The 21,717-nt window shown below is 71.7% G+C and carries 23 protein-coding genes; 14 read left to right on the top strand and 9 right to left on the bottom strand.

What is annotated here, in order from left to right; translation table 11 throughout:
* The first annotated feature begins 49 nt into the window (after window positions 1-49).
* Window positions 50-400, top strand: a complete 351-nt coding sequence (locus tag IE294_RS07030; RefSeq protein ID WP_103813069.1) for a hypothetical protein — start codon at window positions 50-52, stop codon at window positions 398-400.
* Here the strand turns inward: IE294_RS07030 and IE294_RS07025 are convergent.
* Window positions 378-1,070 (bottom strand): FadR/GntR family transcriptional regulator, encoded by a 693-nt coding sequence (locus IE294_RS07025; protein WP_189883476.1) that lies wholly within the window; start codon window positions 1,068-1,070, stop codon window positions 378-380. The genes IE294_RS07030 and IE294_RS07025 overlap by 23 nt on opposite strands.
* Window positions 1,071-1,203: 133 nt before the next feature.
* Between IE294_RS07025 and IE294_RS07020 the strand changes: the two genes are divergently transcribed.
* From IE294_RS07020 to IE294_RS07010, 4 genes are all read left to right on the top strand, one after another.
* Entirely contained in the window at window positions 1,204-2,472 is a 1,269-nt protein-coding gene (locus IE294_RS07020; RefSeq protein ID WP_373315794.1) for a CynX/NimT family MFS transporter, read from the top strand.
* Window positions 2,473-2,527: 55 nt separating this feature from the next.
* The gene (locus IE294_RS48990) at window positions 2,528-2,647 is read left to right on the top strand and encodes an SGM_5486 family transporter-associated protein (protein ID WP_268252774.1); all 120 of its coding nucleotides are present in this window, start codon (window positions 2,528-2,530) and stop codon (window positions 2,645-2,647) included.
* A gap of 288 nt (window positions 2,648-2,935) precedes the next feature.
* The gene (locus IE294_RS07015) at window positions 2,936-3,142 is read left to right on the top strand and encodes a hypothetical protein (RefSeq protein ID WP_014671868.1); all 207 of its coding nucleotides are present in this window, start codon (window positions 2,936-2,938) and stop codon (window positions 3,140-3,142) included.
* A gap of 78 nt (window positions 3,143-3,220) precedes the next feature.
* Window positions 3,221-3,739: a SixA phosphatase family protein gene (locus IE294_RS07010; RefSeq protein ID WP_014671867.1), complete on the top strand. Its 519-nt coding sequence runs from the start codon at window positions 3,221-3,223 to the stop codon at window positions 3,737-3,739.
* Between the two features lie 118 nt (window positions 3,740-3,857).
* Here IE294_RS07010 and serB read toward each other — a convergent pair whose 3' ends face one another.
* Window positions 3,858-5,084 (bottom strand): phosphoserine phosphatase SerB, encoded by a 1,227-nt coding sequence (gene serB, locus IE294_RS07005; RefSeq protein ID WP_189883469.1) that lies wholly within the window; start codon window positions 5,082-5,084, stop codon window positions 3,858-3,860.
* A gap of 1,089 nt (window positions 5,085-6,173) precedes the next feature.
* Here serB and IE294_RS07000 point away from each other — a divergent pair.
* On the top strand, window positions 6,174-8,771 hold the full coding sequence (locus IE294_RS07000; protein WP_435857995.1) for an ABC transporter ATP-binding protein/permease: 2,598 nt from the start codon (window positions 6,174-6,176) through the stop codon (window positions 8,769-8,771).
* 105 nt (window positions 8,772-8,876) lie between these two features.
* Here the strand turns inward: IE294_RS07000 and IE294_RS06995 are convergent, their stop codons facing one another.
* The 3 genes from IE294_RS06995 to IE294_RS06985 all read right to left on the bottom strand — a co-directional run bounded on the left by IE294_RS06995 (window position 8,877) and on the right by IE294_RS06985 (window position 11,746).
* Window positions 8,877-9,602 (bottom strand): transglycosylase SLT domain-containing protein, encoded by a 726-nt coding sequence (locus IE294_RS06995; protein WP_189883463.1) that lies wholly within the window; start codon window positions 9,600-9,602, stop codon window positions 8,877-8,879.
* A gap of 300 nt (window positions 9,603-9,902) precedes the next feature.
* Window positions 9,903-11,054: an S-adenosylmethionine:tRNA ribosyltransferase-isomerase gene (locus IE294_RS06990; RefSeq protein WP_189883460.1), complete on the bottom strand. Its 1,152-nt coding sequence runs from the start codon at window positions 11,052-11,054 to the stop codon at window positions 9,903-9,905.
* Window positions 11,051-11,746 carry an SDR family NAD(P)-dependent oxidoreductase gene (locus tag IE294_RS06985; protein WP_189883458.1) on the bottom strand — a complete coding sequence of 232 codons (696 nt, stop codon included), beginning with the start codon at window positions 11,744-11,746 and terminating at the stop codon, window positions 11,051-11,053. Before IE294_RS06985 ends, IE294_RS06990 begins: the two co-directional genes overlap by 4 nt.
* Window positions 11,747-12,030: 284 nt before the next feature.
* Here IE294_RS06985 and IE294_RS06980 point away from each other — a divergent pair, with 284 nt between their 5' ends.
* From IE294_RS06980 to IE294_RS06965, 4 genes are all read left to right on the top strand, one after another.
* Window positions 12,031-13,176: a GAF domain-containing sensor histidine kinase gene (locus IE294_RS06980; protein ID WP_189883455.1), complete on the top strand. Its 1,146-nt coding sequence runs from the start codon at window positions 12,031-12,033 to the stop codon at window positions 13,174-13,176.
* Complete coding sequence (locus IE294_RS06975) at window positions 13,169-13,810, top strand: response regulator (protein ID WP_189883453.1); 642 nt, start codon at window positions 13,169-13,171, stop codon at window positions 13,808-13,810. Before IE294_RS06980 ends, IE294_RS06975 begins: the two co-directional genes overlap by 8 nt.
* Window positions 13,811-13,979: 169 nt before the next feature.
* Entirely contained in the window at window positions 13,980-14,225 is a 246-nt protein-coding gene (locus IE294_RS06970; RefSeq protein ID WP_014671859.1) for a chaplin, read from the top strand.
* 181 nt (window positions 14,226-14,406) lie between these two features.
* Window positions 14,407-14,646: a chaplin gene (locus IE294_RS06965; protein ID WP_189883450.1), complete on the top strand. Its 240-nt coding sequence runs from the start codon at window positions 14,407-14,409 to the stop codon at window positions 14,644-14,646.
* A gap of 502 nt (window positions 14,647-15,148) precedes the next feature.
* On the opposite strand, the gene IE294_RS06960 is transcribed toward IE294_RS06965, so the two are convergent.
* A complete protein-coding gene (locus IE294_RS06960; RefSeq protein ID WP_189883448.1) occupies window positions 15,149-15,937 on the bottom strand; it encodes an Rv1486c family protein in 789 nt (262 codons plus the stop codon).
* A 151-nt stretch (window positions 15,938-16,088) separates the two neighbouring features.
* Between IE294_RS06960 and IE294_RS06955 the strand changes: the two genes are divergently transcribed.
* From IE294_RS06955 to IE294_RS06945, 3 genes are all read left to right on the top strand, one after another.
* Window positions 16,089-16,886: an ABC transporter ATP-binding protein gene (locus IE294_RS06955; RefSeq protein ID WP_189883444.1), complete on the top strand. Its 798-nt coding sequence runs from the start codon at window positions 16,089-16,091 to the stop codon at window positions 16,884-16,886.
* Window positions 16,887-16,946: 60 nt separating this feature from the next.
* Window positions 16,947-17,378 (top strand): NfeD family protein, encoded by a 432-nt coding sequence (locus tag IE294_RS06950; protein ID WP_189883441.1) that lies wholly within the window; start codon window positions 16,947-16,949, stop codon window positions 17,376-17,378.
* A 124-nt stretch (window positions 17,379-17,502) separates the two neighbouring features.
* On the top strand, window positions 17,503-18,462 hold the full coding sequence (locus tag IE294_RS06945; protein ID WP_189883438.1) for an SPFH domain-containing protein: 960 nt from the start codon (window positions 17,503-17,505) through the stop codon (window positions 18,460-18,462).
* A 108-nt stretch (window positions 18,463-18,570) separates the two neighbouring features.
* Here the strand turns inward: IE294_RS06945 and IE294_RS06940 are convergent, their stop codons facing one another.
* From IE294_RS06940 to IE294_RS06930, 3 genes are all read right to left on the bottom strand, one after another.
* Window positions 18,571-19,077, bottom strand: coding sequence for an HNH endonuclease (locus tag IE294_RS06940; RefSeq protein WP_189883435.1), 507 nt, complete (start codon window positions 19,075-19,077; stop codon window positions 18,571-18,573).
* A gap of 168 nt (window positions 19,078-19,245) precedes the next feature.
* Entirely contained in the window at window positions 19,246-19,785 is a 540-nt protein-coding gene (locus IE294_RS06935) for a YbhB/YbcL family Raf kinase inhibitor-like protein (protein WP_189883432.1), read from the bottom strand.
* Window positions 19,786-19,830: 45 nt separating this feature from the next.
* On the bottom strand, window positions 19,831-20,613 hold the full coding sequence (locus IE294_RS06930; protein ID WP_189883430.1) for a sporulation protein: 783 nt from the start codon (window positions 20,611-20,613) through the stop codon (window positions 19,831-19,833).
* Window positions 20,614-20,713: 100 nt separating this feature from the next.
* Between IE294_RS06930 and IE294_RS06925 the strand changes: the two genes are divergently transcribed.
* Window positions 20,714-21,364 carry a DNA-3-methyladenine glycosylase gene (locus IE294_RS06925; RefSeq protein ID WP_189883426.1) on the top strand — a complete coding sequence of 217 codons (651 nt, stop codon included), beginning with the start codon at window positions 20,714-20,716 and terminating at the stop codon, window positions 21,362-21,364.
* Window positions 21,365-21,717 lie beyond the last annotated feature (353 nt).

Genomic DNA, 21,717 nt, shown 5'->3' with positions numbered 1-21,717 from the left:
ACGCCTACCCTCGCTCGTCCCCGCGCCGCCCGGCCGAGGAGGTCCCCTGGTGCGCCTGTCCCGCAGCCTGGCCCCGGTGACCGTGGCCCTCGCCCTCGTCCTGTCCCTGCCGTACGACGCGCTGCCGCACGCGCGCGTGAGCGACGGCAAGCCGCCCGCGCCGAGCCGGTTCGGCGCCTCCTGCCGCACGGCCGTCCGGGGTTCCCACGTGGTGACGTACTGCCACAACCCCTATGTCGACACCGACCGTGTGCGGTTGCACATCGAGTGCGACCGCTGGTGGGACATCGACACCGACAGCGCCCCGGTGGACGCCGGGGCCGCGATGACCGTACGGCTGAGCGGCCGGTGCTGGAAGGAAGTCCGCTCGGTGTGGATCAGCCACCAGAAGGTGCGGTGAACCGCCCCGGGTTGCACAGGAACGGATAGCTCGCGGCCTCCGTCGCCGCCGCCTCCGTGTCGCCCGCGCGGATCGCGTCCACCAGGCGCGTGTGGTCCATGTACGTCTCCGGGGTCAGCCCCGCCCCGACGTCCGCGCGCAGCCAGTCCCGCAGCACCTCGCCCAGGTCGGCGTACATCGCGGTCATCACGTCGTTGTGGGACGCGGCCACCACGGCCAGATGGAAGGTGGCGTCGGCGGTCACGAAGGCCTCCGTGTCGCCGCCCTCCCAGACCTCCTCGCGCCGGGCCAGCAGCGCGTCGAGCTGCTTGAGGTCCTTCTCGGTGCGCCGCTCGGCGGCCAGCTTCGCCGCCGCCGACTCCAGCGTGGACCGCAGCTCGGCGATGTGCCGCGGATCGGCGCCGGCGAAACGGCGGTGCATCACCCCGGCCAGCTCGCTCGTGGCCACCACGTACGTCCCCGAGCCCTGGCGGATGTCCAGCAGACCGTTGTGGGCGAGCGCGCGGACGGCCTCACGGACCGTGTTGCGGGCGACGCCGAGCTGCTCGACCAGTTCCGGCTCCGTCGGGATGCGCGACCCGACCGGCCACTCGCCGGACGTGATCTGGTGGCGCAGCGCGGCGATGACCTGTTCGGACAGCGCCGAACGGCGCGGGTGGCTCAAAGGCATGGCTCACCTTCGCACGAGGGGCCGGGGCGCGCGGGCCACGGGTAGTGCGGGGTTGGACAACCAATCATCCCATGATTCTATGATGAGCCTCATGGCTAGTGAGGAAACCCGGACAGTGGAGACCCGTACGGCGATGGCACCGACCGAACGCGGTACGGACGCGACGCGCATCCAGGAGGCGACGCCCGGCGCGGGCGGCACGCGCGCGTGGACGGTCCGGCTGGTCGTCCTCGGCATCGTGCTCTCCGCGCTGAACCTCCGCCCGGCCATCACCAGCCTCGGCGCCCTTTTGGAGGAGGTCCGCGACGGGCTCGGCATGAGCGGCGGCGTGGCCGGACTGCTCACCTCCGTGCCCCCGCTGTGCTTCGCCGTCTTCGGTGTCACCGCGCCCCGCCTGGCCCGCCGCTTCGGACCGGCCGCCGTGGTGTGCGCCGGCATGGCCGCCATCACCGCCGGTCTGCTCATACGGCCGTACGTCGGCAACACCGCCGGATTCCTGGCCGCCAGCGCGCTCGCCCTCATGGGCATCGCCGTCAGCAACGTCCTGATGCCGGTCATCGTCAAGCGCTGGTTCCCCGACCGGGTCGGCTCCATGACCGGCCTGTACTCGATGGCCCTCGCCCTCGGCACCTCCTCCGCCGCCGCGGTGACCGTCCCGCTGACCGACGCCCTGGGCGGCGGCTGGCAGTCCGGCCTCGCCGTGTGGGCCGCCCTCGCCGCCGCCGCCGTCCTGCCCTGGCTGCCGCTCGTCCGCGACCGAGGCACCGCCGCCGAGCGGCGGGAGCCCGCGCGCGGGGCAGAGCGGCGGCACGCTCCCCTGCGGATCACCCGCAGCCGCACCGCCTGGGCGCTCGCCGTCTTCTTCGGTCTCCAGGCCACCGCCGCCTACATCACCATGGGCTGGATGCCGCAGATCTTCCGGGACGCCGGTGTGTCCGCGGGCACCGCGGGCGTGCTGCTGGCCGTCACCATGGTGATGGGCGTGCCGCTGGCCTTCGTCATCCCGCGGGTCGCCACCCGGCTGCCCCACCAGGGCCCGATCGTGCTGGTCCTGGGCGCCTGCGGCCTCGCCGGGTACGCCGGGCTGTACCTCGCCCCGGCCGCCGGCGCCTGGGCCTGGGCCCTGCTGCTCGGCGTCTCCAACTGCGCCTTCCCGCTCGCGCTGACGATGGTCGGCATGCGGGCCCACAGCGGTGCGGGCGTGGCCCAGCTGTCCGCGTTCGCCCAGAGCACCGGCTATCTGATCTCCATCCCCGGCCCCCTGCTGGTCGGCGTGCTCTACCAGCAGAGCGGCGGCTGGGGAGTGCCGCTCGCCCTCATGGCGGCCCTCATGGTGCCGCAGATGGTGGTGGGCTTCCTGGCGGGCCGCGACCGGACGGTGGAGGACGAGGCGGCGCGCTGACCCGACCGGGTGCCCCCGGCGCCGTGAAGCGGGGGCGAGGTGCGAGACTGGGCGCATGCAGCCTGTGCTCGACCCGAACCCGAAGAACGGCCAGAAGAAGATGCTGCTCGTCTTCGGCTCGTTCCTCGCCATCTTCGTGATCATCGCCATCGTGGCGACCCTCGCGTCCCCGTGACGGCAGCGCCTGAGGCGCTGCCGGCTCCACCTGAGGCGTCTCCGGCTTCGCCTGAGGTGCTTCACCCGGTTCACCCGCTTTTACCTGTTCTCCGGGCCCTTTCGGGCTCTCCCGGTCCTCCGGGGCTGCCGGGCGGATGGTGGGGCTGACCCCACCATCCCCTAGGGGGCAAGGGTCAGGGTCAACTGGGTGGAACTCCGGATGGGTTGGCGACCCCGGCTTCCGTACCTTCGAGAGGTGACCGCACCGGGCGGTCACGGACCAGCTTGAGGACTCTCGGAGGCGACCATGGCGGCCCGCACCCACTCCCGGCCCCACCCGGCGACCACCGGCGGCGTCGACATCAGGCTGCCCTGGTGGGCGCTCGCCCTTCCCGCCCTCGCGTTCCTCGTGCTGCTCGCGCTGATACTGAACCCGTCGGACGCCCACGCGGCGACCGGCGACCCGGCGATCACGCGGCTCCTGGAGCGCGCCCAGCAGCTCCTCGCGCGCTGACGACAAGCCCCCTCACGCGGTGAATCCGCATGTCAACTCCCTGAGCCGGGCCGCCTGTTTCATGCGAAGCTGGGACCCATGAGCGTCGCAGAACCCCGCAGGATCGTCCTCTTCCGGCACGCGAAGGCCGACTGGCCCCAGGTCCCCGACCACGAGCGCCCGCTCGCCGAGCGCGGCCGTACGGACGCCGCCGTCGCCGGACGCAAGCTGGCCGACACCGGCATCACCATCGACCTGGCCCTGTGCTCCACGGCGACCCGCACCCGCGAGACCTGGAAGCTCGCCGTGCACGAGCTGTCGCACCGGCCGAAGACCGTCTACGAGGAGCGGGTCTACGAGGCCTCGCCCGGCGAGCTGATCGCCGTGCTCAACGAGGTCCCGGACGAGGTGCGGAACGTGATCCTGATCGGCCACAACCCCGGCGTGCACGGTCTGGCCGACATCCTGGCCGGCGCGGCCGACGACGACGCCCGGGAGCGGATGGACCGGCGGGGCTTCCCCGCAGCCGCCTTCGCCCTGCTGTCCTTCGACGGCCCCTGGAAGGGCGTCGAGCCCGGTGTGGCCACACTCGTGGACTACTGGGCGCCCTCCGAGTGACCCGGCGCCGCCGCGGCACACCGGACGGCGAAGGGCCCGGCACCGCACAGGGTGCCGAGCCCTCCCGACAACCCGGGCACGGGCGCCCTCCCGGCGAGCGGGCGGGGCGGGCCCCCGCTCAGTCCTCGTCGTCCTGCATGTCGGCGGCCTCGACCTCTTCCCGGGTGATGCCGAGGAGGTAGAGGACCGTGTCGAGGAAGGGGAAGTTCACCGCCGTGTGCGCCGCCTCCCGGACCACCGGCTTGGCGTTGAAGGCCACGCCCAGGCCCGCCGCGTTCAGCATGTCCAGGTCGTTCGCGCCGTCACCGATGGCCACCGTCTGCGCCAGCGGCACCCCGGCCTCCGCCGCGAAGCGGCGCAGCAGCCGCGCCTTGCCCGCCCGGTCCACGATCTCGCCGGTCACGCGGCCGGTCAACTTCCCGTCGACGATCTCCAGCGTGTTGGCCTGCGCGAAGTCCAGCCCCAGCCGCTCCCTCAGGTCATCGGTCACCTGGGTGAACCCGCCGGAGACGACCCCCACTTGGTAGCCGAGCCGCTTCAGGGTGCGGATCAGCGTGCGCGCGCCCGGCGTCAGCCGGACCTCCTCGCGCACCTTCTCCACCACCGACGCGTCCAGCCCCTTCAGCAGCGCCACGCGCGCGTGCAGCGACTGCTCGAAGTCCAGCTCCCCGCGCATCGCCGCCGCCGTCACCTCGGCGACCTGGTCCTCACAGCCGGCGTGCGCGGCGAACAGCTCGATGACCTCGTCCTGGATCAGGGTCGAGTCCACATCCATGACCACCAGCCGCTGGGCGCGCCGGTGCAGACCGGCCGAGACCACCGCGATGTCGACACCCAGTGCCGCCGCGTCGGAGGCCAGGGCGGTGCGCAGCGGTTCGGTCTCCACGCCGGACACCGCGAACTCCACCGCCGTCACCGGATACTTGGCCAGCCGGAAGATACGGTCGATGTTGCCGCCGGCCTTCGCGATCCGGGCGGCGATCGCGGCGGTCGACTCGGCGGTGAGCGGGTGGCCGAGGACGGTCACCAGGGAGCGCCCGAGGCCGCGCGGCCGGTTGTCGCCGTGGCCGGAGATGATCTCCGCCTGCATCTTCATCGACTCGGCCCAGCTGTGCACGGTGGCCCGCAGGTCACCCTCCAGGCCGGCCGGCGGCTGGGTCACCAGCACGCACAGCACCAGGCGGCCCCGGGTGACGACCTGCTCGATGTCGACCACGTCGACGAGGTAGGCGCCGAGGGTGTCGAAGAGACCGGCCGTGATGCCCGGCCGGTCCTTGCCGAAGATCTTGACGAGGAGGGTGGGGACCTCGGGGGTCTGCGAAGCGGAGGTCTGCGAAGCGCTCATGGTGTCACCACCGTATCCGGCACCCAGTGCCTCTCGCCGCCGAGGTCCGCCTGACGGACACGGAACAATGGGTGTCGACCCGGTGTCGAGGATCTTGCCACCGGGAAACGGCACCGCTGCCGCGCGAGCGATACCGCCCGGCTCCACCACGAGGGTCCCACGACCTGGGCTGAACGGCAGACGGAGACGTCGGCGGGCGCGGCCACCCGGGCGGCGTCCGGGCACGGCGCGCCGGTGGTCCGGGCCGCCCTTGGGGCGGTGTGCGGGGTGGCTGGGCCGGGTGCCCGTCCGACACCCACCCGGGCCCGGCCGTGGGCGCCTCGTGGTGGCGGGGGAGGAGGGCCGACGAGCGGTCCGGTGACGATCTGGACGCCGTACACATCCGGCCCGGCACCGGCGGCCGGCTGTCCGTGGCCCGCCCGGAAGCTGCCGGCCGCCCCCACCACGGCTTGCGGGGCCGTGGAAGCCGAGGGCGCCGTGACCCGGCCACCGTGACCCGTCGGTGCAGGCGAGCGCGCCGCCGGCAGCCCCTGCCACCGGAGCGCGCGTCCCTGCCGGCTCTCCGGCCGGCAGCGTCAGCGGTAGCGCCACCACCGCGACACCCACGATCCAGGTCGGCCGGGCGGCCCACCGTCCCAGGCGGGTCGGGGCGCCCGGTGAGGTGTCCACCAGCAGGGCGGTGAAGATCGCCGGGACCGGCCGGCCGGGCCGTCGACGCACGGCTGTCCCGCCCGGTGGCGGCCCGACGTGGCGGACGACGGGCAGGGCGATCGGCAGCCAACCGCGCCCATGACCACCGTGCCCGTACGAGAAGTTCGGCCGACGCCATGACAACTCCGTTCACACGCAAGCGCGGAGAGCCGGCCGGAAGGACGTAGAGGGAACGAACCGCCCGCCCCCAGCGCTTCAACACCCTTCCCCGCCCCGGTTTCCCCTCCCGCCGGCGCACGAGTCGGAGCGCCATGAACCCCTTGCCAAGGCCCGAGTTTCGGTCCTGGGGCCGAGCCTGAAATAGTTCCCCACGATGTTCGATATCCCTAGACTCCCTGCGACGGGGGTAACTCGGGGGACAACTCAGTGGGGCATGGAGTGCCGGAACTCGTACTCGAAACAAACGGACATACCTGGATGCTCGATTCATCCAGGGCATACATCCTCGGACGTGATCCGCAGGGGGACATCGTCTTCGACGACGCCAGGGTCTCCTGGCGGCACGCCACGGTCAGCTTCAACGGCCGCAGTTGGGTCATCGAGGACCACGGCAGCACCAACGGCACGTACGCGCAGGGCCAGCGGATCCAGCACATGGAGATCGGCCACGGCTCGTCGCTGCACCTCGGCAACGCGACCGACGGACCGCGGCTGAACCTGTCGGCGACCACGGCACCCGTCGGCGGCCCGGCCCAGCAGCCGCAGGCGGCGGTACCGCAGGCAGCGGCGCCGTACGCGGCCCAGGGCGCCGGCGCCCCCGGCTGGCAGCAGGCGCCCGCGCCCCAGCAGCCCGCCCCGCAGCAGGCCGTACCCCACCAGGCGCCCGCGCAGCACCAGGCCCCCCAGGCCGGCTGGCAGCAGCCGCCCGCGTTCCCGCAGCAGCAGGCCGGCCCCGCCGAGCAGTACGCGCAGAAGACGCCCGGTGGCGGCGAGGGGGCGCCGCCGGTCTACGGCGACCGCAGCCCGACCACGTTCCACCAGTTCGCGCTCGACCGCGTGATGCGCATCGGCCGTGCCCTGGAGAACGACCTGGTCGTCTCCGACCTCCAGGTCTCCCGGAACCACGCCGAGTTCCACGCCACGCCCGACGGCCGTTTCGAGATCCGCGACCTCGGTTCGCACAACGGCACCTTCGTCAACGGCCAGCCGATCCCGAAGGGCGGCTCGCAGCTGCTCGGCCCGACCGACATCGTCGGCGTCGGCCACTCCACCTTCCGGATCGTCGGCGACCGCCTCGAAGAGTTCGTCGACACCGGTGAGGTCTCCTTCTCGGCCCGCCATCTGACCGTCACGGTCGACGGCGGCAAGCAGATCCTCAAGGACGTCTCCTTCGGCGTACCCGAGAAGTCGCTGATCGCGGTGATCGGCCCGTCCGGTTCCGGCAAGTCGACCCTGCTCAAGGCGCTCACCGGCTACCGGCCCGCCAACCAGGGCGAGGTGCTGTACGACAACCGGAACCTGTACAAGCAGTTCGCCGAGCTCCGCCAGCGCATCGGTCTGGTCCCGCAGGACGACATCCTGCACAAGGAGCTGACCGTCAAGAAGGCCCTGAAGTACGCGGCCAAGCTGCGCTTCCCCGCCGACACCACGGCCCAGGAGCGCGACGCCCGCATCGACGAGGTGCTGCGCGAGCTGAAGCTCGACATTCACAAGGACAAGAAGGTCACCTCGCTCTCCGGCGGCCAGCGCAAGCGCGTGTCGGTGGCCCTTGAGCTGCTGACCAAGCCGTCGCTGATCTTCCTGGACGAGCCGACCTCCGGCCTCGACCCGGGCATGGACCGCGACGTCATGCAGCTGCTGCGCGGCCTCGCCGACGACGGCCGTACCGTGCTCGTCGTCACCCACTCGGTGGCCGAGCTGGCGCTGTGCGACAAGCTGCTGGTGATGGCGCCGGGCGGCGCGGTCGCCTACTTCGGCCCGCCGGGGGAGGCGCTGAACTTCTTCGGCTACGACAGCTGGGCCGACGTCTTCTCCGCCTTCGAGAACTACCGCGACTACGACTGGGCGGGCCGCTGGAAGGGCTCGCAGCACTACCAGATGTACGCCGCGGACGTCGACTCGGTCGCCCCGCAGGCGGTCCAGATGCCGCCGATGCAGGCGATCAGACCGCCCAAGCCGCAGAGCTGGCTCTCCCAGTTCGTCACCCTGGTGCGGCGTTATGTGTCGGTCATCGCCTCCGACCGCGGCTTCCTGGCCCTGATGGTGCTCCTGCCGGCCGTCATCGGCTCGGTCAGCCTGCTGATCCACCCGGACCACGGTCTGCTGCCCAACGGCCCCAACGCGCGGACCGGCCAGATCGCGCCCAACGGCACCGCCACCACCGTGCTGCTGATCCTGGCCGTCGGCGCCTGCTTCGCCGGAGCCGCCAACTCCGTCCGCGAGCTGATCAAGGAACGAGTGATCTACGAGCGGGAGCGCGCCACCGGCCTGTCCCGGTCGGCGTACCTGATGTCGAAGGTGTTCGTGCTCGGCGTGATCACCGGGTTCCAGGGGCTGCTGGTCGGCGTCATCGGCTTCGGCAGGCGCGAGATCCCGGACCGGGGCCTCATCCTCGGGCACGCCACGCTGCTGGAGCTGTCCCTGCCGATCATGGGGCTCGGCTTCGCCGCGATGATGTTCGGCCTGATCATCTCCTCGCTGGTGAAGACGGCCGAGAAGACCATGCCGCTGCTGGTGATGTTCGCGATCATCCAGGTCGTCTTCACCGGCTGCCTGTTCGCCCTGCACGGCACGGTCGGTGTGAACGAGTTCTCGTACCTGATGCCGTCCCGCTGGGCGGTCGCCGCGGCCGGCGCCACGCTGGACTTCAACCGGATCAGCCCGCCGGAGACCGCCGGTGACAACGACCCGCTGTGGAACCACACGGTCGGCGCCTGGAGCATGGACATGATCGCGCTGATCGCGCTCGGTGCGCTCTGCGGCTTCTTCGTGGCCCGCTTCCTGCGCCGCCACGAGCCGGAGGTCATGCGCAAGTAGCCGCGCGCCTTGGCGGCACCCGCCCGTACGACGCCGAAGGGCGGCATCCCCGCGCAGGGGGTGCCGCCCTTCGGCCGTATGTCGTTGAGGTCCCGCGCCAGGGCCTCAGTACGCGCTGTTGACGTTGTCGATCGAGCCGTACCGGTGGGCCGCGTAGTTGGCGGCGGCGGTGATGTTGGCGACCGGGTCGTAGATGTTCCAGGAGGTGCCGGGGACGTGGTACGCCTGGAAGGTGGGCGGGATCACCTGGAGCAGACCCTTGGACGGGATGCCGTTGACGGCGTTGATGTCCCAGTTGTTGATGGCCTGCGGGTTGCCGGAGGACTCCCGCATGATGTTGCGGTGCAGGCCGCTGTAGCTGCCCGGGATGCGCTTGGCCTTCATGATGTCCAGGGACTGGCGGATCCAGCCGTCCAGGTTGTTGGCGTACGTCTTCGCGGCGACCGGCTGCATCTCCAGGCGCTGGGCGGAGCGACCGGCGGCGGCCGTGACGGCGCGCTCCTGCGCGGCCTTCTTGACGGCGGCGTCGACGGCGGCCTTCTTCGCGACGGCGGCGTCGGCGGCCTTCTTCTGCGCCGCGAGGGTGTCGAGCTTGATGTTCTTGGCGGCGAGCTGGTCCGTGACCGTGCCCTTGACGTTCTTCAGGACGGTGCCGGTGGCGGCGACCTGCGCGGTGGTGGCGGGGGCGCCGGTGGTGACCGTCTCGGCGTTGCTCGGAGCGGCCGAGAAGGCGAGGGCGGCGGTGCCGAGTGCGGCGACACCGGCGACGGCGATCTTGTGGTGCTTGGTCAGCTGACGACTGTGAGCACGGTTGAGGATGTTCTTGGGCATGGCTGATGGACCTCTTCGATAGCGCGGAGGTCGCTCCTGCGTCCGCCGGGGGAATCGGCTCCTCCCACACGAACGCCGCGGGGCGGAAAGCCCGCGGCGCTGAGCGACGGAAGCAATTCTTAGCGGGCGCAAAATGCCCAGGCAAAGGTGTGACGTACGAAGCCCGATAGTGGATCAGGGAAGGGCAAAACGGGACAGACGGGACTGTCTGCCCCGTTCATGCGGGGGTGTTTATCTCCTATGTCCTTTCGTACGTGATGCACGCCCTATGCGCGGGCTCACATGGGGCGCCATGCCATCTCACCGCATGTTGCCATCGCAATGCTCTGGGTGAGGGCTCTCCTCCGGAAGGATGAGATGGACGTCGCCGAACTCGTGCCACAGGTAGAGCGCCCGCAGCGCCTCCTCGTAGGCACGGTCGACCGCCGCCCGCCCGGCGACCGCCTCCAGCATCAGCAGGTGGGAGGCCTCCGGCTCGTGCAGCCCGGTCAGCAGCCCGTCCACCGCCCGTGTTCCGCGCTCCGGGGTCACCACCAGATCCGTCCACCCCTCGGCCGCCCGCACCACACCGTCCGGCCCCGCGGCCGACTCCACGGCCCGCACGGCTGTCGTTCCCACCGCGATCACCCGGCCATCCTCCGCCCGAGGAGGCGCCTGGAGCCCTTCCCGACGCGCCCGGACCTGGTTGATCAGCCGCGCCGACGCCTCCGGCACCGAGAACCGCTCCGGGTACGGCGGCTCGTGCGCCTCCGCCGACGAGACCCCTGTGTGCAGCGTCACCGGCGCGAACCACACCCCCCGGCTCACCAGCTCCGCCACCAGCCGCGCGGTGAAGGGCCGGGCCGCGCTCGGCATCTCGGCACTGCCCGCCCCGTCCGGCGACGGCAGGGCGAACACCGTCTGGTACGCGGACAGCGGCTGGTCCCGCTCCGTATAGGAGTAGCGAATGGGCCGCCCGTGGCCGCCGAGCACCTCCCGTACGTCCGCCCCGGCTACCCGCGCCCACCACAGCCGCTCACCCCGCGCGCTCAGCGGCTCCTCCAGCAGCAGCCGCCCCCCGCCCGGCAGCGACACCTCTGTCCCCGCGGGCGAGCCCGCACGCGCGCGCGCAGTACCGCGCCCGTCCGGTTCCCGCAGCTCGACCGCCCACCGTCCGTCGTCCCCGCGCGTGGAGAAATGCACCACCACGCGCGCGTGCCCGATCCGGCCGTCGACCGCCGCGGCCAGCGTCGGGGAGGTGTTCACCACCAGCAGATCGCCGGCCCGCAGCAGCCCCGGCAACTCGCGGAACGCGTGGTGCGCCACCTCCGTCCCGCGCGACACCATCAGCCGTACGGCGTCCCGCCCCAGCCTCGGCCCCCGCTGCTCGGCGGGCACGCGCGCGGACAGCTCCGCGGGGACCTTCCCCCGCTTCCGGGGCCCGAGCGGGCAGACCCCCGCGGACACGGTCACCGCGCCTCCAGCAGGGCCGGCGCCGCGTACCGCCCGCTCGCCGGCCGCTCGTCCAGCAGCCGCAGGAACGCCGGTACGACATCGGCGGGCGCCGGACGCGGAGCGTCGTCGTCCGGTACGGCCGCCGCGTACAGGTCCGTCGCCATGTCCCCGGGATCCACCGCCCACACCCGCAGCCCCGGCTCCTCCACCCCGAGCACCGCGGTGAGCTGGTCCAGGGCCGCTTTGGAGGCGCCATAGCCGCCCCACGTCTCGTACGCCTCCGCCGCCGCGTCCGAGGAGACCGCGATCACCGCGCCCGCCGGCGACGCCTGCAACAGCGGCAGCGCCTCCTGGACCAGCCCGAGCGCCGCCACCACGTTCACCTCCAGGGCCCGCCGCAGCCCCTCCGGCGGCAGCTCCGCCAGCCGCACCAGCGGCTCGGCGCCCAGCGCGCTCGCGTTGCTCACCAGCAGGTCGGCCCCGCCCAGCCGCCATGCGGCGGCCACCAGCTCCGCCCGGTGCCCGCCGTCCGTGACGTCCCCGGGCAGCGCCACCACCCGCGTACCGTGCCCCGTGACCGCCTCCGCGGTCTCCTTGAGGGCGTCGGCGCCCCGGGCGTCGAGCACCAGATCCCAGCCGCGTGCGCCCAGCGCCTCGGCGAGCGCCCGCCCCAGGCCCTTCGAGGCCCCCGTGATGATCGCTACCGGCATGACAACCGTCCCCTCGTCGCTCACCGCCCCCTCGGGCGGTGACCTCAACTTAGGAACGGCACCCCTCGGACCGCCTCGGACGCGGGCCGCAAAGCACCGGGGCCCTTCGACGTACGCCCGGCGCCCGGGTACCGGCGGCCTACGCCCGGCGTCCCAGGACCCGCGGCCTACGCCCCGCGCCCCGGAACCGGCGGCGTACGCCGCCGGACCTAGGCCCAGCGGACCGGAGCCCGCCGTCACCGGTCCGATCCGCGCTGTCGGACCCCGCCGGTACCGTGAGGAACATGAGTCAAGGCCCCCGGTCCGGCCTCGCCGCGGTGAGTTCCGCGCTGCTGGCCATGAGCAGGCACCTGGAGATGCGCGACGTCCTCAAGACGATCGTCGCCTCCGCGCGCGAGCTGCTCGACGCGCAGTACGCCGCGCTCGGCGTCCCCGACGACCACGGCGGCTTCGCCCAGTTCGTCGTGGACGGCGTCAGCGACGCGCAGTGGCGTGCCATCGGCCCGCTCCCGCGCCAGCACGGCATCCTCGCGGCGATGCTGCGCGAGGCGAAGGCCGAGCGCCTCGCCGACGTGCGCAAGGACCCCCGCTTCGAGGGCTGGCCCTCCGCCCACCCCGACCTCGCCGACTTCCTGGGCCTGCCCATCCGCGACGGCGACGAGGTCATCGGCGCCCTGTTCCTCGCGAACAAGAACTGCCCCAAACCCGAAGGGAGTTGCGGCTTCACCCAGGAGGACGAGGAACTGCTCTCCATCCTCGCCCAGCACGCCGCCATCGCCCTCACCAACGCCCGCCTCTACGAGCGCAGCCGCGAACTGACCATCGCCGAGGAACGCTCCCGCCTCGCCCACGAACTGCACGACGCGGTCAGCCAGAAGCTGTTCTCCCTGCGCCTGACCGCCCAGGCGGCAGCCGCCCTCGTCGACCGCGACCCCGCCCGCGCCAAGGGCGAACTGCACCAGGTGGCCTCCCTCGCCGCCGAGGCCGCCGACGAACTGCGCGCCGCCGTCGTGGAGTTGCGGCCCGCCGCACTGGACGAGGACGGCCTGATCGCCACCCTGCGCACCCAGACACGGGTCCTCGACCGCGCCCACACCGCGCGCGTGACCTTCACCAGCAACGGCTTCCGCGCCCTGCCCGCCGCCCAGGAGGAGGCCCTGCTCCGGGTCGCCCAGGAGGCCCTGCACAACGCCCTGCGCCACTCCGGCGCCGACCGGGTCGAGGTGACCGTGGACCGGCGCGGCCACGGAGCCGTCCTGCGCGTCACCGACGACGGCGACGGCTTCGACCCCACGGCGGTCCGCCGCGCCGGACGCCACCTCGGCCTCGTCTCGATGCGGGACCGGGCGAGCGGGGTCGGCGGCACGCTGACCGTGCAATCCGAGCCCGGCAAGGGCACCACGATCGAGATGGAGGTCCCCGGTGGGTGAACCGATCAAGGTCCTGCTGGTCGACGACCACCAGGTCGTCCGCCGGGGCCTGCGCACCTTCCTGGAGGTCCAGGACGACATCGAGGTCGTCGGCGAGGCCGCCGACGGCGCCGAGGGAGTCGCCCGCGCCGAGGAACTGCGGCCCGACGTCGTCCTCATGGACGTGAAGATGCCGGGCATGGACGGCATCGACGCCCTGCGCAGACTGCGCGAACTCGACAACCCCGCGCGCGTGCTCGTCGTCACCAGCTTCACCGAGCAGCGCACGGTCGTCCCGGCCCTGCGCGCGGGCGCCGCCGGGTACGTCTACAAGGACGTGGACCCCGACGCCCTCGCCGGCGCCATCCGCTCCGTGCACGCCGGGCACATCCTGCTCCAGCCCGAGGTCGCCGGTGTCCTGCTCTCCCAGGACGAGGCCGGCCCCGGGCAGGGCAGGGGCGGTTCGCTCACCGAGCGGGAGCGAGAGGTGCTCGGACTGATCGCGGACGGCCGCTCCAACCGCGAGATAGCCCGCGCGCTCGTCCTGTCAGAGAAGACCGTCAAGACGCACGTCTCCAACATCCTGATGAAACTCGACCTCGCCGACCGCACCCAGGCCGCGCTGTGGGCCGTACGCCACGGCGTGACCGGCTGATACGCCCTGACCAACGCCTGACCCGCGGCAACACGGAGGGTTACGGTCCGGACCGAGATTCATACTGTCGTGGGAATGCCACCCGGATGGCGCACCCTCCGGTGATCTCCGCCGTTCTCCAGTGCGTGCCGCGGAGATCGCCGCGGTGAACGACCAGGAGGGGTTGACAGTGAAGAACCTGAAGAAGGCAGCGGCCGTGACGATGGTGGCCGGGGGGCTGGTGGCGGCCGGTGCCGGTCTGGCCTCGGCCCACGGCGGCGCCCACGCGGCCGGCGAGGCCGCCGGCTCCCCGGGCGTCGGCTCGGGCAACGTCGCCCAGGTCCCGGTGCACGTCCCGGTGAACGCGGTCGGTAACAGCGTGAACGTCATCGGCGTACTGAACCCGGCGTTCGGCAACCTCGGCCTCAACGGCTGAGGCTCCGGCCGGCGACGACGTCAGGCCTCCCGGGCGCACCGGGGGGTCTGTCGGGTTGTCGTCCGACTGGCCCGAACGGGCGCCGGGACCGGGGTTCCCGTACCTCGCCGGGGGCTCCCGCGTTGATCAGCACACGGCCCACGGCCGGGCCGCAGCAGCACACGCAGGAGGAACCCGTCCCATGAACATCGTCAAGAAGGCCGCGCTCGCCGTGACCGCCGCCGGCCTCGCCGCCGGCGCGTCCGCCGGTTCGGCGGTAGCCGACGCGGAGGCCCACGGCGCCGCCGTACGGTCCCCGGGCGTCGCGTCCGGTCTCACGGCCCAGCTCCCGGTCGACGTCCCGGTCCAGGTGGACGGCCTGACCGCCGACCTGGTCGGCGCCCTGAACCCGGCCTTCGGCAACACGAGCGTCAGCCGGTAACGACGCCCTCGGGGCCGGCCCCTCAGACACACACCGGCCCCTAAGCCCCTCCCGTACCGCCCCCGGGCTCCCAGGCTCACGCGCCCGCAGCGGGCGTCGGGCTTCCGTACCGACCCTGGACCTCTGGCCTCCGGCCGCCAGGCTCCCGCGCCGCGTCGGCCTCTTGTGCGTGCGTGCCAACGGCGAGCCCTCAGCCTTCGGCGCCGGCCTGGGTCTCCAGCTTCCGCGTCGGCTCCGGCCGCCAGGCTTTCACGTCACCCCCGGGCTCCTGGAGTACGTGCCTGCGGCGAGCCCTCAGCCTTCGGCGCCCGCCCCGGCCCCGAGGCGTCCGAGCCCGCGTCGGACCGGCGGGCATCCACGTCGGCCCCGGCCCCCAGGCACCCAGGCCGCCCGGCCCCTCAGCCTTCCGAGCCCGCACCGAGCGCTCAGCCCCCGTACCGGCCCCGGCCCCCAGGCATCCACCCCAGCTCCCAGGCATCCGCCCCGGCCCCCGCCCCCCGCCTCACCGCATCCCGCGCTCCCGCTGCTCCACGAACGAGTTGTACGCCGCCACCTGCGCCCGTCGGGCCGTCCGCTCCACCGGCCGCAGTGCCGCTCCGCGTGCCGCCATCTCCGAGGCGCTCACCGCGCCCCCGTGACCGTTGTCGTACGCCAGTGACACCAGCAGCCCGACCCGCTGCGCCAGTTCCAACACCCGCACCGCACGCGGCGGATACCCCGGCGCCAGCACCTCCCGGCCACGCTCGGCCCGTGCCCGGTACGCGTCGATCGCCGCCTCCGCCACCGGCCCCGACCCGGCGACGTCCAGCTTCGACAGCACCTCGGCCGCCTCCCGCAGCGCCTCCGCCAGCTCCCGCTCGGCCTCGCCCAGCGACGGCACATCGGCGGGCGGCGCCTCCCGCACCGGCAGCACGTGCCAGACCACCTCGGCATGTACATCGCCCGCGGGCCCGGCCTCGTACACCTCGGGCACCAGCCCGAACGCGGACCCGTGACAGACCACCGCCTCCTCGGCCTCCAGCGCCCGCGCGTTGAACTCCGGCGGACCACTCAGCCCCAGCGGATGCCCCGGCGCGGGCAGCGCCACCCGCAGTCCGGTCACCCCCAGCGTGCGCAGCCGCCCCAGTGCGAGGGTCAGCCCGACCGGCGCGGACTCACCGGGCAGCCCCTCCACCCGGTGCACGGCGTCCTCGCCCACCACGGCGAGTACGGCGTCATCCGGAGAGACAAGTCCGGCCAAAAGGGCATTTCCCCAAGCGGCAAGGCGTCCTGAACGCGGTTCCGAGAGCATGCCCCCACCCTAAGGACCGGACCGATGGAATGGAGCGGGGCACTCGTGGCGTAGATTTCATAAGGGCTGCGCCCACCGGCGCGGCGGACCCGAGCCACAGGCGTACGCGACGGCCGAGACCGGCCACACTGCAAGGGGAGACAACGCGCTCATGAGCGATGTTCTGGAGCTTCAGGACGTATCCGTGGTCCGTGAGGGCCGGGCTCTGGTGGACCAGGTCTCCTGGTCGGTCAAGGAGGGCGAGCGCTGGGTCATCCTCGGTCCCAACGGCGCCGGCAAGACCACCCTCCTGAACGTCGCCTCCAGCTACCTCTACCCCAGCAAGGGCACCGCCACCATCCTCGGCGAGACCCTCGGCAAGCCCGGCACCGACGTCTTCGAACTGCGCCCCCGCATCGGCATGGCCGGCATGGCCATGGCCGACAAGCTCCCCAAGCGCCAGACCGTGCTGGAGACCGTCCTGACGGCCGCCTACGGCATGACCGCCCACTGGCAGGAGGAGTACGACGAGGTCGACGAGCGACGCGCCCGCGCCTTCCTCGACCGCCTCGGCATGACCGACTACCTGGAGAGGAAGTTCGGCACCCTCTCCGAGGGCGAGCGCAAGCGCACCCTGATCGCCCGCGCCCTGATGACCGACCCCGAGCTGCTCCTGCTGGACGAACCCGCCGCCGGTCTCGACCTCGGCGGTCGCGAGGACCTGGTACGCCGCCTCGGCCGGCTCGCCCGCGACCCCATCGCCCCCTCGATGATCATGGTCACGCACCACGTCGAGGAAATCGCCCCCGGCTTCACCCACGTCCTCATGATCCGCCAGGGCAAGGTGCTCGCCGCCGGCCCGATCGAGCTCGAACTCACCTCCCGCAATCTCTCCCTCTGCTTCGGCCTCCCGCTCGTCGTGGAGCAGGTCGGCGACCGCTGGACCGCCCAGGGTCTGCCCCTGTCCTGACCCCTCTGCTCTCCCCTGCGCGCCCTGTCCGCCGCCCGACCGCGGCCCTACCATGACCATGTGAACGACATCGACGCATGGGTGTGGTGGCTCGTCGGCGCGGCGGCTCTCGGAATCCCCCTCGTGGTCACCGCGATGCCGGAGTTCGGCATGCTCGCGGTGGGCGCCGTGGCGGCGGCGGTCGTCTCCGCCCTCGGCTTCGACGCGGTCATCCAGGTCCTGACGTTCGTCGTCGTCTCCGTCGCCCTCATCGCCGTCGTCCGGCCCATCGCCGCCCGGCACGGCCGGCAGACCCCCCGACTCGCCACCGGCGTGGAGGCGTTGAAGGGCAGGCAGGCCGTCGTCCTGGAGCGGGTCGACGCCTCCGGAGGCCGCATCAAACTCGCCGGGGAGGTCTGGTCGGCCCGCGCCCTCGACACCGGCCGTGCCTACGAAGTGGGCCAGGAGGTGGACGTCGTGGACATCGAAGGGGCCACCGCGATCGTCATCTGAGGGCCAACTGACCGAGAACGACTCACGAGTTGCGCGACGGTCTGTCAGACTCGACCAGCAAGATCTTCAACAGTCATGAGATCTGCCGAAAGAGCCGAGGCGGAGAAGGGTACGGGGAACGACGATGGAACCGGTCATCATCGTCCTGATCATCCTGGTGGTGTTGGTCTTCATCGCCCTGATCAAGACGATCCAAGTCATCCCACAGGCCAGCGCGGCCATCGTCGAGCGCTTCGGGCGCTACACGCGGACGCTGAACGCGGGCCTCAACATCGTGGTCCCGTTCATCGACACCATCCGCAACCGCATCGACCTGCGTGAACAGGTCGTACCGTTCCCGCCGCAGCCGGTGATCACCCAGGACAACCTGGTCGTGAACATCGACACGGTCATCTACTACCAGGTCACCGACGCCCGGGCAGCCACCTACGAGGTCGCCAGCTACATCCAGGCGATCGAGCAGCTCACCGTCACCACCCTGCGCAACATCATCGGTGGCATGGACCTGGAACGGACCCTGACCTCCCGCGAGGAGATCAACGCGGCCCTGCGCGGCGTCCTGGACGAGGCCACCGGCAAGTGGGGCATCCGCGTCAACCGCGTGGAGCTGAAGGCCATCGAGCCCCCGACCTCCATCCAGGACTCGATGGAGAAGCAGATGCGCGCCGACCGTGACAAGCGCGCCGCCATCCTCACCGCGGAAGGCACGCGCCAGGCCGCCATCCTCACCGCCGAGGGCGAGAAGCAGTCGCAGATCCTGCGCGCCGAAGGTGAGGCCAAGGCGGCGGCCCTGCGCGCCGAGGGCGAGGCCCAGGCCGTCCGCACGGTCTTCGAGGCCATCCACGCCGGCGACCCGGACCAGAAGCTGCTGTCCTACCAGTACCTCCAGATGCTCCCCAAGATCGCCGAGGGCGACGCCAACAAGCTCTGGATCGTCCCCAGCGAAATCGGCGACGCCCTCAAGGGCCTCTCCGGAGCGATGGGCAACTTCGGTCCCCTGGGCGGAGGTTCGGGCAACCACGGCTCATCGGGCAACGGCGGCTCCGCCGGTTCCGAGCGCCGAGAGAAGCCGTCGATCGACTGAGGGTCCTTCACGGCACCGGTGCGACCCGCGCCCCTCCGGGGGCGCGGGGGACCGCGCGGTCAACCACGAACAGCCCGCAGCCGCCGGCGGCCCGAACCCGGCAGACGATCAGGCCGCATCCCGAGCGAGCCACTCAGGAAGAGCCTCGAAGTCCTCGGCGCCCAGAGCCAAGAGCATCGCATCCGCGGGCGTCGGCTCGAACGGCTCCCGGAGCAGCGCCATCCCGGCCTCCTCCGGAGTCCGGTTCGCCTTCCGGTGATTGTCCTCGGCGCATGCGGCGACCGTATTCAGCCACGTGTCCTGCCCACCCTGAGACCGCGGCACCACATGGTCCACGGTCGCCGCCCGCCGCCCGCAGTACGCGCACCGGTGCCGGTCCCTGACCAGCACCCCCCGCCGTGACCACGGAGCTTGTCTTCGGAACGGCACCCGTACATACCGGCACAGCCGGATCACCCGAGGCGCCGGTATGTCGACATCGGCACCCCGCATACGCAGTTCGGGATGGGCCTGCTCGACGACGGCCTTGTCCTGGAGCACCAGAACGACCGCACGGTTCAGCGTCACCGTCGACAGCGGCTCGAAGCTCGCGTTCAGCACCAGCGTGTCACGCATCCAGCCCACCTCCCGTGTGCACCTGCCCACCCCCCGGCGGGCTCGGATCAACTCTGGACGGGCGCGCCGAGATGGACAACGCAATAAAAAATGCCCGCCTCCGATCACTTCCAAGACCGGAGGCGGGCAAACGTTCCATGAACCCTTGGCTGAATCCTTGCGCTCGCGTCAGCCCCGCGCGGGGTTCTCGTACTCACCGATGAGCTGGGCGCGCGCGAGCGTGTGGAACCGCAGGTTGAAACCGACGACGGCCGGAGAGACGTCCGCGTCCGGACCCAGCTTCTCCTGGTCCACCGCGTACACCGTGAAGACGTACCGGTGCGGGCCGTCCCCGGGCGGCGGAGCGGCACCGCCGAAGTCCTTCGTCCCGTAGTCGTTGCGCACGTGCACCGCGCCCGCGGGCAGCCCCTCGAACTTGCCGCTGCCCGCACCCGCCGGCAGCTCCGTCACGGAGGCCGGGATGTCGAACAGGACCCAGTGCCAGAACCCGCTGCCGGTCGGCGCGTCGGGGTCGTAGCAGGTCACGGCGAAGCTCTTGGTCCCGGCCGGGAAGCCCTCCCAGCGCAGCTGCGGTGACGTGTTGCCCTCCGCATGGACCTGGGCGCTCTTGAGCGTCACACCCTCCTTGATGTCCTCGCTCGTCACCGTGAACGACGGCACGGGCGGATGGAAGTCATGGGGGAGCGGCCGCCGCTTGAGCTCGGTCACCTCGGTACCTCCTGATCGATGATCTGGAACCAGCAGTTCCCGAGCCTAGAACCAGTTGCGCTTGCTGCCGACCTCGGACAGCCACTGGTTGAGGTAAGCCGCCCAGTCGGTCCCCTGCCAGTCGTTCAGACCCACCTGGAAGGACCGGAAGGTGTCCGACCCCTCGCTGAACAGACCCGCCTTCTTGTCCATCTCCAGCACCACGTCCATCGCGTGCTCGTCGGCGACGAAGCTCAGCTCCACCTGGTTCAGCCCCCGGTACTGCGACGGCGGGAAGAACTCGATCTCCTGGTAGAACGGCAGCTTCTGCCGCGTGCCCCGGATGTGCCCGCGCTCCATGTCCGCGTTCTTGAAGCGGAAGCCCAGCTGGATGAAGGCGTCCAGGAGCGCCTTCTGCGCCGGCAGGGGGTGCACGTTGATCGGGTCCAGATCGCCGGAGTCCACGGCACGCGCGATCGCCAGCTCGGTGGTCACCCCGATGTTCATCCCCCGCAGCACCTGTCCGTCGATCATCGTGATCGGCGTCTCCCAGGGGATCTCCAGCCCGAACGGCACCGCGTGCACGGCTCCCGCCTGCAACTCGAAGGCACCGCCGAGCCGCACCTTGGTGAACTCGATGTCCTGCTTGTACTCCTGGTCGCCGCTCTCCACCTCGACCTTGGCCTGGAGCCCGACGGACAGCCCCTCGATGGCCTGGTTCACGGACCCGCCCTGGATCCGCACCTCACCCTGGACGACACCACCCGGTACGACATTCACCTCGGTCAGGACCGTCTCGACCGACGCCCCGCCGGCCCCCAGGCTCGCGAGCAGCTTCTTGAACGCCATGACTCTCCCTTTACGAATGGACCCTCGACCCGTACAAACGCGATCCGCCCACGCCCGGTTCCGCCGGCGCGGTGCCCCGTCTGGACTACCCTCGGAGGGCATGATCGCGCCCCCGGACCGTACGCCACTGCCCCGAGCCTTCTTCGACCGCCCGGTACTGGAGGTCGCCCCCGACCTCCTGGGCCGCGTTCTGGTCCGGACGACACCCGACGGCCCGATCGCCCTCCGCCTCACGGAGGTGGAGGCGTACGACGGCCCGAACGACCCCGGCTCGCACGCCTTCCGTGGCCCCACCGCCCGCAACGCGGTGATGTTCGGCCCGCCCGGACACGTGTACGTCTACTTCACCTACGGCATGTGGCACTGCATGAACCTGGTCTGCGGACCCGAGGGCCGGGCCAGCGGGATCCTGCTCCGCGCGGGCGAAGTGGTGGAGGGCGCCGAACTGGCCCGCAAGCGGCGCGTCTCGGCCCGGAACGACAAGGAACTGGCCAAGGGACCGGCCCGGCTGGCCACGGCCCTGGAGGTCGACCGGGCTCTGGACGGCGCGGACGCGTGCGCCTCCGGCGAGACCCCTCTGAAGATGCTCACGGGGACACCGGTCCCCTCCGACCAGGTACGCAACGGTCCGCGTACCGGTGTCGCCGGCGAGGGAGGAGACGGCGACCTCCACCCGTGGCGCTTCTGGGTCGCCAACGACCCGACCGTGAGCCCCTATCGGGCCCATGTGCCGCGGCGCCGCCGAAGTTGACGCGGGCCGCCGGGGTGCGTAATGTAGCCCGAGCCGCTGAACCGGGTACGGCGATCGCCTGCAGCCGGAGCGGCCAACCCACTACCTAGCTTCAACCCCTCAGCGGGGTCGTTTCTGGCGCACCCGTGTGCTCGAATTCGAACTCGCGAGACTCGATTATGAGTTCCCGAGGGAATCGGCTAACGTAGTGAATGTCGAAAGGGCGGACGGCGAAAGCCGAAAAGCCCCGGAGACATCCCGCCGACTGGGAATCGGATCGCGAAACGGTCTGATAGAGTCGGAAACGCAAGACCGAAGGGAAGCGCCCGGAGGAAAGCCCGAGAGGGTGAGTACAAAGGAAGCGACCGTTCCTT

The sequence above is a fragment of the Streptomyces canarius genome (genome assembly GCF_014650735.1).
Taxonomy (GTDB): Bacteria; Actinomycetota; Actinomycetes; order Streptomycetales; family Streptomycetaceae; genus Streptomyces; species Streptomyces olivaceoviridis.
Note: the sequence above shows the minus strand (reverse complement) of the source record. Positions and strands in the feature narration are given on the sequence as shown.

Coding starts and splice junctions, on each gene's coding strand:
- IE294_RS07025 (WP_189883476.1), bottom strand. CDS start 1,070: ATGCCTTTGAGCCACCCGCGCCGTTCGGCGCTGTCCGAACAGGTCATC.
- IE294_RS07020 (WP_373315794.1), top strand. CDS start 1,204: ATGGCACCGACCGAACGCGGTACGGACGCGACGCGCATCCAGGAGGCG.
- IE294_RS48990 (WP_268252774.1), top strand. CDS start 2,528: ATGCAGCCTGTGCTCGACCCGAACCCGAAGAACGGCCAGAAGAAGATG.
- IE294_RS07015 (WP_014671868.1), top strand. CDS start 2,936: ATGGCGGCCCGCACCCACTCCCGGCCCCACCCGGCGACCACCGGCGGC.
- IE294_RS07010 (WP_014671867.1), top strand. CDS start 3,221: ATGAGCGTCGCAGAACCCCGCAGGATCGTCCTCTTCCGGCACGCGAAG.
- serB (WP_189883469.1), bottom strand. CDS start 5,084: ATGAGCGCTTCGCAGACCTCCGCTTCGCAGACCCCCGAGGTCCCCACC.
- IE294_RS06995 (WP_189883463.1), bottom strand. CDS start 9,602: ATGCCCAAGAACATCCTCAACCGTGCTCACAGTCGTCAGCTGACCAAG.
- IE294_RS06985 (WP_189883458.1), bottom strand. CDS start 11,746: ATGCCGGTAGCGATCATCACGGGGGCCTCGAAGGGCCTGGGGCGGGCG.
- IE294_RS06980 (WP_189883455.1), top strand. CDS start 12,031: ATGAGTCAAGGCCCCCGGTCCGGCCTCGCCGCGGTGAGTTCCGCGCTG.
- IE294_RS06965 (WP_189883450.1), top strand. CDS start 14,407: ATGAACATCGTCAAGAAGGCCGCGCTCGCCGTGACCGCCGCCGGCCTC.
- IE294_RS06960 (WP_189883448.1), bottom strand. CDS start 15,937: ATGCTCTCGGAACCGCGTTCAGGACGCCTTGCCGCTTGGGGAAATGCC.
- IE294_RS06955 (WP_189883444.1), top strand. CDS start 16,089: ATGAGCGATGTTCTGGAGCTTCAGGACGTATCCGTGGTCCGTGAGGGC.
- IE294_RS06945 (WP_189883438.1), top strand. CDS start 17,503: ATGGAACCGGTCATCATCGTCCTGATCATCCTGGTGGTGTTGGTCTTC.
- IE294_RS06940 (WP_189883435.1), bottom strand. CDS start 19,077: ATGCGTGACACGCTGGTGCTGAACGCGAGCTTCGAGCCGCTGTCGACG.
- IE294_RS06930 (WP_189883430.1), bottom strand. CDS start 20,613: ATGGCGTTCAAGAAGCTGCTCGCGAGCCTGGGGGCCGGCGGGGCGTCG.
- IE294_RS06925 (WP_189883426.1), top strand. CDS start 20,714: ATGATCGCGCCCCCGGACCGTACGCCACTGCCCCGAGCCTTCTTCGAC.